Origin of the sequence: Pseudomonas fluorescens (assembly GCF_902497745.1) — a bacterium.
Lineage (GTDB): Bacteria > Pseudomonadota > Gammaproteobacteria > Pseudomonadales > Pseudomonadaceae > Aquipseudomonas > Aquipseudomonas fluorescens_BM.
This window is the reverse complement of sequence record NZ_CABVHJ010000018.1, coordinates 97193-110719: the sequence shown is the minus strand read 5'-3', so window position 1 is coordinate 110719 and position 13527 is coordinate 97193. Positions and strand designations below refer to the sequence as shown.

At 57.7% G+C, this 13527-nt stretch carries 15 protein-coding genes; 6 read left to right on the top strand and 9 right to left on the bottom strand.

Annotated elements, in window-relative coordinates; genetic code table 11:
* Nucleotides 1-67: 67 nt before the first annotated feature.
* From F8N44_RS24105 to F8N44_RS24090, 4 genes are all read left to right on the top strand, one after another.
* Nucleotides 68-1879, top strand: a complete 1812-nt coding sequence (locus tag F8N44_RS24105) for a penicillin-binding protein activator (RefSeq protein ID WP_150652049.1) — start codon at nucleotides 68-70, stop codon at nucleotides 1877-1879.
* The gene (locus tag F8N44_RS24100; RefSeq protein WP_150652048.1) at nucleotides 1879-2241 is read left to right on the top strand and encodes a YraN family protein; all 363 of its coding nucleotides are present in this window, start codon (nucleotides 1879-1881) and stop codon (nucleotides 2239-2241) included. The genes F8N44_RS24105 and F8N44_RS24100 overlap by 1 nt, the downstream gene beginning before the upstream one ends.
* A gap of 104 nt (nucleotides 2242-2345) precedes the next feature.
* Nucleotides 2346-2939, top strand: coding sequence for a phosphoheptose isomerase (locus F8N44_RS24095; protein ID WP_007917022.1), 594 nt, complete (start codon nucleotides 2346-2348; stop codon nucleotides 2937-2939).
* The gene (locus F8N44_RS24090) at nucleotides 2936-3514 is read left to right on the top strand and encodes a BON domain-containing protein (protein ID WP_007917023.1); all 579 of its coding nucleotides are present in this window, start codon (nucleotides 2936-2938) and stop codon (nucleotides 3512-3514) included. Before F8N44_RS24095 ends, F8N44_RS24090 begins: the two co-directional genes overlap by 4 nt.
* Nucleotides 3515-3660: 146 nt before the next feature.
* On the opposite strand, the gene F8N44_RS24085 is transcribed toward F8N44_RS24090, so the two are convergent.
* The 7 genes from F8N44_RS24085 to rplM form a co-directional block, all read right to left on the bottom strand.
* Entirely contained in the window at nucleotides 3661-4074 is a 414-nt protein-coding gene (locus F8N44_RS24085) for a ClpXP protease specificity-enhancing factor (protein ID WP_007917024.1), read from the bottom strand.
* Nucleotides 4075-4090: 16 nt separating this feature from the next.
* Entirely contained in the window at nucleotides 4091-4708 is a 618-nt protein-coding gene (locus F8N44_RS24080) for a glutathione S-transferase N-terminal domain-containing protein (RefSeq protein ID WP_007917025.1), read from the bottom strand.
* A gap of 146 nt (nucleotides 4709-4854) precedes the next feature.
* Nucleotides 4855-5637, bottom strand: a complete 783-nt coding sequence (locus tag F8N44_RS24075; protein ID WP_038361065.1) for a cytochrome c1 — start codon at nucleotides 5635-5637, stop codon at nucleotides 4855-4857.
* Entirely contained in the window at nucleotides 5637-6848 is a 1212-nt protein-coding gene (locus tag F8N44_RS24070) for a cytochrome b (protein WP_077574482.1), read from the bottom strand. The genes F8N44_RS24075 and F8N44_RS24070 overlap by 1 nt, the downstream gene beginning before the upstream one ends.
* A complete protein-coding gene (petA, locus tag F8N44_RS24065) occupies nucleotides 6848-7441 on the bottom strand; it encodes a ubiquinol-cytochrome c reductase iron-sulfur subunit (protein ID WP_007917031.1) in 594 nt (197 codons plus the stop codon). Before petA ends, F8N44_RS24070 begins: the two co-directional genes overlap by 1 nt.
* Nucleotides 7442-7711: 270 nt before the next feature.
* Nucleotides 7712-8104 carry a 30S ribosomal protein S9 gene (gene rpsI, locus F8N44_RS24060; RefSeq protein ID WP_008080273.1) on the bottom strand — a complete coding sequence of 131 codons (393 nt, stop codon included), beginning with the start codon at nucleotides 8102-8104 and terminating at the stop codon, nucleotides 7712-7714.
* Between the two features lie 14 nt (nucleotides 8105-8118).
* Nucleotides 8119-8547, bottom strand: coding sequence for a 50S ribosomal protein L13 (gene rplM, locus F8N44_RS24055; protein WP_007917032.1), 429 nt, complete (start codon nucleotides 8545-8547; stop codon nucleotides 8119-8121).
* Nucleotides 8548-8792: 245 nt separating this feature from the next.
* On the opposite strand from rplM, the gene F8N44_RS24050 reads away from it, so the two are divergent.
* Nucleotides 8793-9833: an NADP(H)-dependent aldo-keto reductase gene (locus tag F8N44_RS24050; RefSeq protein WP_008080271.1), complete on the top strand. Its 1041-nt coding sequence runs from the start codon at nucleotides 8793-8795 to the stop codon at nucleotides 9831-9833.
* Between the two features lie 106 nt (nucleotides 9834-9939).
* Here F8N44_RS24050 and F8N44_RS24045 read toward each other — a convergent pair whose 3' ends face one another.
* Nucleotides 9940-11076: an acyl-CoA dehydrogenase family protein gene (locus tag F8N44_RS24045; RefSeq protein ID WP_150652047.1), complete on the bottom strand. Its 1137-nt coding sequence runs from the start codon at nucleotides 11074-11076 to the stop codon at nucleotides 9940-9942.
* 250 nt (nucleotides 11077-11326) lie between these two features.
* Between F8N44_RS24045 and F8N44_RS24040 the strand changes: the two genes are divergently transcribed.
* Complete coding sequence (locus F8N44_RS24040; RefSeq protein ID WP_191630945.1) at nucleotides 11327-12223, top strand: GlxA family transcriptional regulator; 897 nt, start codon at nucleotides 11327-11329, stop codon at nucleotides 12221-12223.
* A gap of 181 nt (nucleotides 12224-12404) precedes the next feature.
* Here F8N44_RS24040 and zapE read toward each other — a convergent pair whose 3' ends face one another.
* Entirely contained in the window at nucleotides 12405-13499 is a 1095-nt protein-coding gene (gene zapE / locus F8N44_RS24035) for a cell division protein ZapE (RefSeq protein ID WP_150652045.1), read from the bottom strand.
* Nucleotides 13500-13527: the final 28 nt, after the last annotated feature.

Sequence of the window (13527 nt, the reverse complement as noted above, 5' to 3'; positions counted from 1 at the left end):
CATCGCGCCCCGGCCAGTGCTTGGGTACAATTCCACGCTAATTTGATCGAGTATCAGGAACACTTACATGATCGCTTGCCTGCGGCTGTTCACTGCCCTCTGCCTCGCTGCCCTGTTGGCGGCTTGCGCCAGCTCCCCTTCCTCCAGCCTTGGCGAACTTCCACGGACCCCGGATGCCAGCATCGAGCAACTGCTCGAACAGGCTGGCCAAGCGAAAACCCCGGAAAAAGCCGCCCTGCTGCGCCTCAGCGCTGCGGACCTGGCTTATCGCCAGGGCAATGCCGGACAGTCCGCGCAAATCCTGCAACAAGTGCCGATGGAGCAACTCAAGCCCGGCCAGCAGATTTTTGCCAGCACGCTGAATGCTGAACTGGCCATGACCCGCAATCAGCCGAAAGCTGCGTTGACTGCCCTGAGCCATCCAAGCCTGCAGCACCTGGGCGAAATGCCTGAAGAGCAGCAAGTGCGCACCGGCACCGTGCATGCCCGCGCCCTTGAAGCCGATGGCCAGACTTTGGCTGCCGCCCGCGAGCGCGTGTTTATCGCGCCGATGCTGCAAGGCGAAGCCGCGAGCAAGAACCACGAAGCGATCTGGACCCTGATTGGCTCGCTGCCAACCGATCAACTGCAACCGAACACCACCGACGATCTCGGCGGCTGGATGGGCCTGGCCATGGCGGTAAAATCCGCTGGCACTCTGGAACAGCAGCAAGCCGCGATCGACACCTGGCGTGCGCAGAATCCAAAGCACCCGGCGGCGATCAACCTGCCGTTGCCACTGACCAAACTCAAGGAACTGGCCAGCCAGCCACTGAGCAAGATCGCCCTGCTGCTGCCACAGGACGGCCAATTGGCAGCGGTCGGTAAAGCACTGCGCGAAGGCTTCATGGCTGCGCACTACCAGGCTCAACAGGCCGGGCAGAAACTGCCAGCTATCGAGTTCTACGACAGTTCCAAGCTGACTTCGATGGACGAGTTCTACCGCAAGGCTCAGGCTGATGGCGTGCAACTGGTCGTCGGTCCGCTGGAAAAACCACTGGTCAAACAACTGAGCACCCGCCCACAACTGCCGATCACCACCCTGGCGCTGAACTACAGCGAAGGTGATCAAGGCCCGGCGCAACTGTTCCAGTTCGGTCTGGCCGCTGAAGACGAAGCCCGCGAAGTCTCGCGTCGTGCCCGCGCCGATGGCCTGCACCGCGCCGCGATCATGGTACCGAAAGGCGAATGGGGCGACCGCGTACTGCGAGCGTTCAGCCAGGATTGGCAAGCGAACGGCGGCAGCATCGTCGCCACCGAACGTGTTGATCAGCCGGTGCAACTGGCCCAGCAGATCGCCGACATGTTCCAGCTGCGTCAAAGCGAAGCTCGGGCCAAGAGCCTGCAGAATGCCGCAGGCACCAACGTAGCCGCGCAGCCGTCGCGTCGTCAGGACATCGAGTTCATCTTTCTCGCCGCCACGCCGCAACAGGCGCAGCAGATCAAGCCGACCCTGAACTTCCAGTACGCCGGTGACGTTCCGGTTTACGCAACCTCGCACGTTTACAGCGCCAGCGGCGACGTCAACCAGTACAACGACATGAACGGCATTCGCTTCTGCGAAACTCCGTGGCTGCTAGACACCAGCGACCCACTGCGCCAGCAAGTGGTTGCGCAGTGGCCACAAGCCGCCGGCAGCCTCGGCCGCCTGTACGCAATGGGCGTGGATGCCTATCGTCTGGCACCGCGCCTGGGCCAGCTCAAAGCGCTGCCAGACAGCCGCATCGACGGTGAGTCGGGCAGCCTCGGCATGACCCAGACCCAACGCGTCGTGCGTCAATTGCCTTGGGCGCAGTTCGTCAGCGGTCAGGTTCAGCGCCTGCCGGACACCCCGCGCTGATGCCTGACAGGTCACGCTCGCAAAGCGGTAAAGATGCCGAGCGCCAAGCGCTCGAGCATCTGCAACAACACGGTCTGCGCCTGCTGGCGCAGAACTGGTTGTGCAAACGCGGCGAGCTTGATCTGGTCATGCTTGATGGCGATACAGTAGTATTCGTTGAAGTTCGCTACAGAAAAAACACTCAATGGGGTGGCGCACTCGCTAGCATCGATGAGCGCAAGCAGCAGAAACTGATTTTCGCTGCGCAGTATTTTCTTCAGCGCGAGTCGCGTTGGGCCAATTCCCCTTGCCGCTTCGACGTGGTGGCCATCGACAGCCACCCGGATCAGCTGAACTGGTTGCAGAATGCTTTCGACAGTTGATCGTCGGCGTTGCGACCCGGACAATCCCACCGACAAATTTTGCTCTTTGCTTTGCGGGCTGCACATTCATGTGCCGGATAGCCGCGCTACTTAAGGTCACACAGATGGACATGCAATCCCGAATTCGCCAGCTTTTCCAGGCCAGTATCGACACCAAGCAACAGGCGATGGACGTACTTGCACCGCACATCGAGCAAGCCAGCCAGATCATGGTCAATGCCCTGCTCAACGAAGGCAAAATGCTTTCGTGCGGCAATGGCGGCTCGGCCGGAGATGCCCAGCACTTCTCTTCGGAGCTGCTCAACCGCTTCGAGCGCGAGCGCCCGAGCCTGCCAGCTATCGCCCTGACCACCGACACCTCGACGATCACTTCGATCGCCAACGATTACAGCTACAACGAAGTGTTCTCCAAACAGATCCGCGCATTGGGTCAGCCAGGCGATGTCCTGCTGGCGATTTCGACCAGCGGCAACTCGGCGAACATTATTCAAGCGATCCAGGCCGCACATGATCGCGAAATGATTGTCGTAGCTATGACCGGACGCGATGGCGGTGGCATGGCGTCGCTGCTGCTGCCCGAGGACGTCGAGATTCGCGTACCGGCCAACGTCACCGCACGTATTCAAGAAGTCCACTTGCTGGCGATCCATTGCCTTTGCGATCTGATCGACAGCCAACTGTTCGGGAGTGAAGAATGACCCCTAATCGCCTTGGCCTTCTGGCCTTGACCCTGTGCCTCGGCATCAGCGGCTGCACCTCGGTGGTAAACGCCAGCCGTGAGGCGCCGATCGACGACGATCGTGGCACCCGCACCTTCGGCAGCAAGATCGACGACTCGCTGATCGAAACCAAAGTGGGCGTGAACGTGGCCAAAGCCGACCCGGCCCTGGACAACGATTCGCACATCGTCGTGACCAGTTTCAACGGTGTCGTACTGCTGGCCGGCCAGACACCTCGTGCAGACCTGAAAGCCAAAGCCGAACAGGCAGCAGCGGCGGTCCAACGGGTAAAAACCGTTCATAACGAACTGCAAGTCATACCGCCGTCCGGTTTCCTGGCGCGCCAGAACGACACCTGGCTGACCTCCAAGATCAAGACCCAGATGCTCACTGACGCCAGCATCCCAGGCTCACGCATCAAGGTCGTGACCGAGAACGGTATCGTCTACCTGCTGGGCCTGCTGACCAAACAGGAAGCCACTCAGGCAACCAATCTGGTTCAGGGCGTTTCCGGCGTGCAGAAAATCGTCAAGCTGTTCGAGTACATCGACTGATACACGATCTCTGTAGGAGCTGCCGAAGGCTGCGATCCTTTGATCTTGCTTTTAAAAGACCAGGATCAAAAGATCGCAGCCTTCGGCAGCTCCTACAATTTTGCAACGCACACAAAAAAGGCGATCCATCCGGATCGCCTTTTTTATTACTTCACCACTTTCAAACTAGGCCGGCCGCTAGGGCGCGGCGGCTCGCTGTCCGGTGGCGGCAAGTCGTCATCCGACTCGATCTCTTCTTCGTCATCCATCGGCGACTCGAGATCGAACACCATACCCTGACCGTTCTCCCGGGCGTAGATCCCCAGGATCGCGCTGATCGGCACGTACAAGCTGTGCGGAACACCACCGAAGCGACCTTCAAAGGTCACTACGTCGTTGTCCATGTGCAGATGACGCACGGCACTCGGCGAGATATTCAGGACAATCTGCCCGTCACTGGCGAAACCCTGCGGCACCTGCACCGCCGGGTATTCAGAGTTGACCAGCATGTGCGGGGTGCAATCGTTATCAACAATCCACTCGTAGAGCGCGCGGACCAGATAAGGTCGACTGGAGTTCATAGCGGCTCCTTAAGCCTTAGCGCATATCGCGTTCGACACCAGACAGACTCGCCTGGAAAGCCTCACGCGCAAACGAGCGCTCCATATAATCAAGCAGCGGCTTGGCTGGCCGCGGCAGTTCAATACCCAGAATCGGCAAACGCCAGAGTATTGGCAATAGGCAGCAATCCACCAGACTTTGTTCCTCACTGAGGAAAAACGGCTTGTCGGCAAACAGCGGCGACACGCCCGTCAGGCTTTCACGCAATTCCTTGCGCGCCACGACACGCGCAGCCTCCTTGGACTTGGGATCCAGAATCAGATCCACCAGACCACACCAGTCGCGCTGAATACGATGAATCAGCAGGCGGCTGTTGGCACGCGCCACCGGGTAAACCGGCATCAACGGCGGGTGCGGGTAACGCTCATCCAGATATTCCATCACCACGGTCGACTCCCACAACGCCAGGTCACGATCGACCAGCGTCGGCAGACTGCCGTAAGGGTTTACCTCAATCAGTTTAGGCGGCTGGCGACCAGCTTCCACATAAATGATCTCGGCGCTGACACCCTTCTCTGCAAGCACAATGCGCACTCGGTGGGAATAGTGGTCGGCGGGGTCGGAGTAACAGGCCAACCGATTGGTCACGCCCATGGCGATCCTCCTCGCTTGTTGAAATTATCGGAACCGGAAAAACGCGCGCGCCCAGAGGGCGCCTCCCGCAACCTCTGGCTGACCAGACGTTACGTTATCGGAGGCGCCCTTGGGCGCGCGCGATTAACAGCAATGCTTGAAGCGTATCAGTGCACGTCTTTCCAGTATTCACGCTTGAGCAGGTAGGCGAACACAAAGAAGAACGCCAGGTACAGCAAGACATAAGTACCGATGCGCTGATGTTGCAGCTTAACCGGGTTAGCCGAGTAAGCCAGGAAGGTTACCAGATTCTTGACCTTCTCATCGAACTGCTCTTCGTTCAGAGCACCGGATTTCGGCACGATGGTCAGTTGATCGCACGCTTCATGGGTCAGAGGCGTACCGGTCAGCGGATCATATTGCTTCTTGCCATCCTCGACGATCTGCACCTGCTTGCAACCCACGACCTGACGACCTTGCAGGCCGACCAGCACGTTAGGCATGCCGACGTTCGGGAAGACCTTGTTGTTCACGCCCCATGGACGTGCCGGATCTTCGTAGAACGACTTCAGGTATCCGTAGAGCCAGTCGGTGCCACGCACGCGAGCTACCAGGGTCAGATCCGGCGGCGCTGCGCCGAACCAGGTCTTGGCGTCCGCCGGTTGCATGCCGATGTTCATGTGATCGCCGATCTTGGCGCCGGTGAACACCAGTTTTTCCAGCATCAGTTCGTGCGGAACACCGAGATCATCGGCAACCCGCTCGTAACGCTGAAACTTGGCACTGTGGCAACCCATGCAATAGTTGGCAAAGGTACGTGCACCGTCCTGCAGGGCGGCCTTGTCGGAAACGTCGATGTCGACTTTTTCCAGTTCCGGACCACCATGTTCAGCAGCGAAAGACAGCACAGGCAGAGCAGCGAAAATCAGAGCAAAAAATAACTTTTTCATCAGCCAGTCACCCTTTCCGGAACCGGTTTGGTCTTCTCGAGCCGGGTGTAGAACGGCATCAGAATGAAGTAGGCGAAGTACAGGAAGGTGCAGACCTGCGACAGCAAGGTTCGCTCCGGCGTCGGTGCAAGCACACCAAGAATGCCGAGAATCACGAACGAAATGCAGAACACCAGCAGCCAGATTTTGCTCAGCCAGCCTTTGTAGCGCATCGACTTCACCGGGCTTCGATCCAGCCACGGCAGCACGAACAGCACCGCAATTGCCGCCCCCATGGCGATAACGCCCATGAGCTTGTCCGGGATCGCACGCAAAATTGCGTAGAACGGTGTGAAGTACCAGACCGGCGCAATATGCTCTGGCGTCTTGAACGGGTTAGCTTGCTCGAAGTTTGGTTTTTCGAGGAAGTAGCCGCCCATTTCAGGGAAGAAGAACACAATGAAGCAGAAGATAAACAGGAACACCACAACACCGACAATGTCCTTCACGGTGTAGTACGGGTGGAAGGCAATGCCGTCCAGCGGGATGCCGTTTTCGTCTTTGTGCTTCTTGATGTCAACGCCGTCGGGGTTGTTCGAACCGACTTCGTGCAGCGCCAGAATGTGCAGTACCACCAGACCGAGAATCACGATCGGCAGCGCGACAACGTGCAAGGCGAAGAAGCGGTTCAGGGTGATCCCGGAGATCAGGTAGTCGCCACGAATCCACTGCGTCAGGTCGTTTCCGATGACCGGAATCGCACCGAACAGCGAGATGATCACTTGGGCACCCCAGTAGGACATCTGACCCCAAGGCAGCAGATAACCCATGAAGGCTTCGGCCATCAGCGCCAGGTAAATCAGCATGCCGAAGACCCAGACCAGCTCGCGCGGTTTCTGGTACGAACCGTAGAGCAGACCACGGAACATGTGCAGATAAACCACGATGAAAAACGCCGAAGCGCCGGTCGAGTGCAGCAGACGCAGGATCGAGCCGTACTCGACGTCGCGCATGATGTATTCAACGGAAGCGAAGGCTTCTTCTGCCGACGGCGTGTAGCTCATCGTCAGCCAGACACCGGTAACGATCTGATTCACCAGCACCAGCAGCGCCAAGGAACCGAAGAAATAGAAGAAGTTGAAGTTTTTTGGAGCGTAATACTTGCTGAGATGGTCTTCCCACATTTTGGTCGCAGGAAAGCGCGCATCAACCCAATCCATGAACTTGCTCATCACGCTTTCTCCGTATCGACGCCAATGACAATCAGGTCATCGGTCTCATAGGAATGCGGGGGAACTGGCAGGTTCAAAGGCGCAGGTTGCGACTTGTAGACGCGGCCAGCCAGATCGTAGTGGGAACCGTGGCAAGGGCAGAAATAGCCACCGACCCAGTCTTTGCCCAGATCCGCAGGTGCCACTTCGGGACGGAAAGTCGGTGAGCAACCCAGGTGTGTGCAGATCCCGATCAGCAGCAGAATTTCCGGCTTGATCGAGCGCACTTCAGGATCGACATAGGTGGGTTGCGTGGAGTTTTTGGAGGTCGGATCGGAGAGCTGGCCCTCGATCTTCTTGAGATTCCCCAGGATTTCCTCGGTACGGCGGACAATGAAGACCGGCTGGCCGCGCCACTCAGCAATCATCTGCTGTCCTGGCTCGATTTTGCTGACATTCACTTTCACCGGTGCACCGGCGGCTTTCGCCTTGGCACTGGGAAACCATGACCCCACGAACGGGACCGCAGCCCCCACCGCTCCTGCAGCACCCACCACGGATGTGGCTGCTACCAAGAAGCGACGCCGGCCTGCATTCACGCCGTCATTGCTCATTCAGTCCTCTCCCATCAGCTTTTGTGGCCTGTTAAATCAGGCGTCTACTAAATAAATCAATGTTACTTATAAAAATTTTGCCGAGATGGTAATGAAAAGCCCCAATTCTGACAAGGGAATTACCCCGAGCTCTCACCCTCAAGCCTTGCAGTATAGGGGGTCTACGGAAGTGGCAAGTTGTCGCAGCGCAATTCTTTGATAAATCACAGGCATAAAAAAACGCCCGCTTCCGTGAGGAGGCGGGCGTTCTTTTTGAACGCGGAAGCGGAATTAACGCTTCGAGTACTGCGGACGCTTACGCGCTTTACGCAGACCAACTTTCTTACGTTCAACTTCACGGGCGTCGCGAGTAACGAAGCCAGCTTTGCGCAGAGCGCCACGCAGGGTTTCGTCGTAGTCCATCAGAGCGCGAGTGATGCCGTGGCGGATTGCGCCAGCCTGACCACTTACACCACCGCCGATCACGGTGACGTAGATGTCGAACTTCTCGACAGTCTCAGTCAGCTCCAGCGGCTGGCGAACTACCATGCGGGCAGTTTCACGGCCGAAGAAGTTTTCCAGCGAACGGTTGTTGATGGAGATGTTACCAGTACCCGGACGCAGGAAAACGCGTGCGGTTGCGGTCTTGCGACGGCCAGTGCCGTAATTTTGAGTCGCCGACATAATGTACTATTCCGTTAAAACTTCAGTTCTTGGGGCTGCTGAGCAGTATGTGGGTGTGCAGCGCCCGCATAGACTTTCAGCTTACGGTACATGTCGCGACCCAGTGGGTTTTTAGGCAGCATGCCTTTAACCGCGGTCTCGATCACGCGCTCAGGGGCTTTAGCGATCAGCTTTTCAAAGTTGATCGACTTGATGCCGCCCGGGAAACCGGAGTGGGAGTAGTACATTTTGTCAGTGGTTTTAGCACCGGTAACACGAATCTGCTCAGCGTTGATTACGACGATGTAGTCGCCGGTGTCAACGTGAGGAGTGTACTCAGGCTTGTGCTTGCCACGCAGACGGCTCGCGATTTCGGTGGCCAGACGACCCAGGGTCTGACCAGCAGCGTCGACGACAAACCAGTCGCGCTTTACTGTTTCCGGTTTAGCAGTAAAAGTTTTCATTCTTTATAGCCTCAGGGGCCGCCCTGTAAATTAGACGGCGGATCTTACTGAATAGTGCGTACTTTGACAAGTCAAAGGCAGCCGGATACAGACGCTTTCGGGGGCTCGGGTCGGCGCGTCCGTTCAACGGCAAGATTCTTCGGCGGCGGCGCATCACTTCCACTGCAGAAAGAGGTCGGCAATTATGCAGATTGCGAAAAATATTTCAACCTGCTTTTATGATTGTTTTGCCCAAGGAGCACCCGATGGACTATCGCCAGCTAGGCCGTACCGACCTGAACGTGAGTGCAATCTGCCTCGGCACCATGACCTGGGGCGAGCAAAACACTGAAGCTGAAGCCTTCGCCCAGATCGAACGGGCCAAGGAAGCCGGGATCAATTTCATCGACACCGCCGAGATGTACCCGGTGCCGCCAAAAGCCGAAACCTACGCTACCACCGAGCGCTACATCGGCAATTACTTCAAAAGTCGCGGCGACCGCGCCGACTGGATCCTCGCCAGCAAGATCGCCGGCCCCGGCAACACCATCGACTACATCCGCGACAAAAACCTGCGCCACAACCGCCAGCACATCACCGCAGCGGTGGATGCCAGCCTCGAGCGTCTGCAGACCGATTACATCGATCTGTATCAACTGCACTGGCCGGAGCGCAGCACCAACTTTTTCGGACAGCTGGGCTACAAGCACAAGATCGAAGCGAATCTGACGCCGCTGGAAGATACCCTCGAAGCGCTCGACGAACAGGTGAAGGCCGGCAAGATCCGCCACATCGGCCTGTCCAACGAAACCCCGTGGGGCACCATGCGTTTTCTGGCGCTGGCCGAAGCCCGTGGCTGGCCGCGTGCGGTGTCGATCCAGAACCCGTACAACCTGCTCAACCGCAGTTTTGAAGTCGGCCTTGCGGAAATCGCCATCCGCGAACAATGCGGGCTGCTCGCCTATTCGCCGCTGGCGTTCGGTTTCCTCTCAGGCAAATACGAAGGTGGCGCCCGTCCGCCAAAAGGCCGCCTGAGCCTCTATAGCCGCTTCAGCCGCTATTTCAATGCGCAGTCGGAAGCAGCTTGCAGCCGTTATGTGGCGCTGGCCCGTGAACACGGTCTGGATCCGGCGCAGATGGCCTTGGCCTTCGTGACGCAGCAACCGTTCGTCACCAGCAACATCATTGGGGCGACGACGCTTGAGCAACTGGACAGCAACATTGCCAGTTTTGATCTGAAGCTGTCGGATGAAGTGCTGGAAGGGATTGAGGCGATTCACAAGGATCATCCGAATCCTGCGCCGTGACCGATAGATAAGCCGTCTTCGCGAGCAAGCTCGCTCCCACAGAGGATCACCGTACCTGTGGGAGCGAGCTTGCTCGCGAAGAGGCCAGTCAACTCACTGCAAAAAGTCAAAGCGACCGCGCAATAATCTCCTTCATGATTTCATTGGTACCGGCATAAATCCGCTGCACCCGTGCATCCGCCCACGCCCGGGCCACCGGGTATTCCCACATGAAACCGTAGCCGCCATGCAACTGCACGCACTCGTCGAGCACCTTGCATTGCAGGTCAGTGCCCCAGTACTTGGCCATCGCCGCTGTTGGCACATCCAGCTTGCCTTGCAGATGCATCTCCAGACATTTATCGACGAACACTCGACCGATCTGGATCTCCGTCGCCATCTCTGCCAGTTTGAAGCGGGTGTTCTGGAAGTCGGCAATCGCCTTGCCAAAGGCTTTGCGATCACGGGTGTAATCCAGAGTCCACTGCAACGCCGCTTCGGCTGAGGCCAAACCGCCGATCGCCACGGTCAGACGCTCTTGCGGCAACTCCTGCATCAGATAAGCAAACCCTGCCCCGGCCTGCCCCAGCAGGTTTTCCTTGGGTACGCGCACATCCTGAAAGAACAACTCGGAGGTGTCCTGCGCCTTCATGCCGACCTTCTCCAGGCGCTTGCCCTTGTCGAAGCCCGGCGTATTCGCTTCGACCAGAAACAGACTGGTGCCCTTGGCCCCGGCCTTTGGATCGGTCTTGGCGACGACGATCACCAGGTCCGCGAGAAAACCGTTGGTAATGAAGGTTTTCGAGCCGTTGATCACATATTCGTCACCGTCCAGCACGGCGGTGGTCTTCACGCCTTGCAGATCGGAACCGGCGCCCGGCTCGGTCATGGCGATGGCCGTGACCATCTCGCCCGAAACCAGTTTCGGCAGGTATTTGTGCTTCAGCGCCTCGCTGCCGTAATGCAGGATGTACGGCGCAACAATGTCCGAATGCAGCGAGAAACCGATACCGGTCAAACCCAGTCGACCGACCTCCTCGATCACCACGGCACTGTAAAGAAAGTCCGCCCCCAACCCGCCGTACTCTTCCGGCAGGTGCGAGCAGAGCATCCCCGCCTCCCCTGCCTTGTTCCAGAGTTTGCGGTCGATGTGGCCTTGCTTCTCCCATTGCGCATGGAACGGCACCGCCTCTTTTTCGAGGAAGGTTCGTACGCTGTCGCGAAACAATTCGTGCTCGGAGCTAAACAAGGTTCTGGGGATCATGCGGCACCTTTCTTTCTTGTTGGAGGGAGATGACCTTCAGAGACTAAGCCTCCCCTCTGACACAGGACACTGGACACATCCGACAAAAAATAAGACGATCCAGCCGTCTGGTGACCACTTTCCCTTATAAAAACAAAACAAAAGTTGAATTATGTCCAAGCACGTCTCCACGCCCTTGCGGCGCGTCAGCATCCTGGCAATCGACCGGGTTTTCGCTTCCACTCTCATGCAAGCCAAGGATTTCTTCCATCTGGCCAGCCTGCGTTATGGCAAACAACTGGGCCACGGCCTGACACCGGCATTCGAAACACGCCTGGTCAGCCCCGACGGCAACCCGGTGAACAGCTTCAGTGACGTCGTGATGCCGGTCGATGGTGGCCTGGAAAACGCCGATGTCATTATCCTCCCGGCGTTCTGGGACGATTTCGATACGCTGTGCAGCCGTTATCCACAAGTCCTGCCATGGCTGCGCGAACAGCACTCACGCGGCGCCGTGTTGTGCGGCGAAGCCACCGGGGTGTTCTGGCTGGCCGAGGCTGGCCTGCTCAACGGCAAGGAAGCGACCACCTACTGGCGTTTCTTCAATGCCTTTGCCGAGCGTTTTCCAAAGGTCTATCTCAATCAGGACAAGCATCTGACCGATGCCGACAACTTGTATTGCGCCGGCGGCACCACGTCAGCCTGCGACCTTTACATCTATTTGATCGAGCGCTTCTGCGGGGCCAACGTCGCGCAAGCCGTGGCCCGTGACATTCTCTACGAAGTACAGCGCAGCTATTCGCCGGGACGCATCGGTTTCGGTGGGCAGAAACTGCACCAGGACGTGATCATTCTGCAGATCCAGCACTGGCTCGAAGAACACTTTGCCGACAAGTTCCGCTTCGAAGACGTCGCTCGCGAGCACGGCATGAGCATCCGTAATTTCATGCGGCGCTTCCAGACCGCCACCGGCGACAAGCCGTTGCACTACCTGCAACGCCTACGCATCGAAACAGCGAAAGGCTTGCTGTCCGGCAGCCGCAAGAGCATCAAGACCATCAGTTATGAGGTCGGTTACGACGATGCGAGCTTCTTTGCGCGGTTGTTCCGTCAGCACACTGAATTGTCGCCGAATCAGTATCGGCAGCAGTTTCAACAGGCTGCTTAGCTTTTGAACGACACAAGGACTCCTGTGGGAGCGAGCTTGCTCGCGAAGGCGTAGTGTCAGCCAGTGTTTGTATTGCTGACACACCGCTTTCGCGAGCAAGCTCGCTCCCACAGGGTTCGAGGCGAATTTCAGATACAAAAAGGGCCTGCAATTGCAGGCCCTTTTTATTTGCCGAATCTGTTTAAGGCTTGTGCGCCCGCGACAGGAATTCGTGCGATTGCATTTCCAGCAGACGGCTCAGCGTGCGCTGGAATTCGAAATTCAGACGGCCGCCGGTGTACAGATCCTTCAGCTCGACTTCAGCGGAAATGATCAGCTTGACGTTGCGGTCGTAGAACTCGTCGACCATGTTGATGAAGCGGCGGGCGATGTCGTCGGTGGTGACGCTCATCTGCTCGACACCGCTGAGCAGCACGGCGTGGAAGATCTTGCCGAGCTCGATGTAGTCGTTCTGGCTACGCGGGCCGTCGCACAGTTCGCGGAAGTCGAACCAGGCCACGTCGTCGCACGTGCGCAGAGCTCGGATTTCACGGTTTTCGATGATCAGCACATCATTCTCGACCGCGGCAGTGCATTCCGGCGTCAGTGCCTTGAAGCTCTTGCGCAGGCTTTCGTGAGCGGCTTCGTCGAGCGGATAGTGGAACAGCTCCGCTTGTTCGAGGTGACGCAGTCGATAGTCGACGCCGCTGTCGACGTTGACGATCTCGGTGTTCTGCTTGATCAGTGCGATGGCCGGCAGAAAGCGCGCACGTTGCAGACCGTCCTTGTACAAGCCATCCGGGACGATGTTCGAGGTCGCGACCAGGGTCACGCCATTCTTGAACAGCTCTTCCATCAGCGTGCCGAGGATCATCGCGTCGGTGATGTCGGAGACGAAGAATTCATCGAAGCAGATCACCCGCGACTCGGTCGAGAAGCGCTTGGCGATGATGGTCAGCGGGTTTTTCTCGCCGCCGAGGGTTTTCATTTCTTCGTGTACACGCTTCATGAAGCGGTGGAAGTGGGTGCGGGTCTTTTCCTTGAACGGCAACGCTTCAAAGAAGGTGTCGACCAGGTAAGTTTTGCCGCGACCTACGCCGCCCCAGAAATACAAGCCCTTGACCGGCGTCTGATCTTTTTTGCCGAACAGCTTGCTCAACAGACCCGGCTTGTTCTGATCGGCGGCGATCAGATCCTCATACAGACGCTGCAAATGACGCACAGCAGTTTCCTGCGCGGCGTCATGGAAGAAGTCCGGGCGTTTCAGATCAGCTTGGTATCGTTCTAGGGGCGTCATAATTCGTTAGCAAGGCAACAAAAACGGG

What these genes read in the sequence shown, in the direction of transcription:
- F8N44_RS24095 (WP_007917022.1), top strand. Translation starts at nt 2,346, where the DNA reads ATGGACATGCAATCCCGAATTCGCCAGCTTTTCCAGGCCAGTATCGAC.
- F8N44_RS24045 (WP_150652047.1), bottom strand. Translation starts at nt 11,076, where the DNA reads ATGATCCCCAGAACCTTGTTTAGCTCCGAGCACGAATTGTTTCGCGAC.
- F8N44_RS24075 (WP_038361065.1), bottom strand. Translation starts at nt 5,637, where the DNA reads ATGAAAAAGTTATTTTTTGCTCTGATTTTCGCTGCTCTGCCTGTGCTG.
- F8N44_RS24100 (WP_150652048.1), top strand. Translation starts at nt 1,879, where the DNA reads ATGCCTGACAGGTCACGCTCGCAAAGCGGTAAAGATGCCGAGCGCCAA.
- F8N44_RS24080 (WP_007917025.1), bottom strand. Translation starts at nt 4,708, where the DNA reads ATGGGCGTGACCAATCGGTTGGCCTGTTACTCCGACCCCGCCGACCAC.
- rplM (WP_007917032.1), bottom strand. Translation starts at nt 8,547, where the DNA reads ATGAAAACTTTTACTGCTAAACCGGAAACAGTAAAGCGCGACTGGTTT.
- petA (WP_007917031.1), bottom strand. Translation starts at nt 7,441, where the DNA reads ATGAGCAATGACGGCGTGAATGCAGGCCGGCGTCGCTTCTTGGTAGCA.
- F8N44_RS24085 (WP_007917024.1), bottom strand. Translation starts at nt 4,074, where the DNA reads ATGAACTCCAGTCGACCTTATCTGGTCCGCGCGCTCTACGAGTGGATT.
- F8N44_RS24090 (WP_007917023.1), top strand. Translation starts at nt 2,936, where the DNA reads ATGACCCCTAATCGCCTTGGCCTTCTGGCCTTGACCCTGTGCCTCGGC.
- F8N44_RS24070 (WP_077574482.1), bottom strand. Translation starts at nt 6,848, where the DNA reads ATGAGCAAGTTCATGGATTGGGTTGATGCGCGCTTTCCTGCGACCAAA.
- F8N44_RS24050 (WP_008080271.1), top strand. Translation starts at nt 8,793, where the DNA reads ATGGACTATCGCCAGCTAGGCCGTACCGACCTGAACGTGAGTGCAATC.
- F8N44_RS24105 (WP_150652049.1), top strand. Translation starts at nt 68, where the DNA reads ATGATCGCTTGCCTGCGGCTGTTCACTGCCCTCTGCCTCGCTGCCCTG.
- rpsI (WP_008080273.1), bottom strand. Translation starts at nt 8,104, where the DNA reads ATGTCGGCGACTCAAAATTACGGCACTGGCCGTCGCAAGACCGCAACC.
- zapE (WP_150652045.1), bottom strand. Translation starts at nt 13,499, where the DNA reads ATGACGCCCCTAGAACGATACCAAGCTGATCTGAAACGCCCGGACTTC.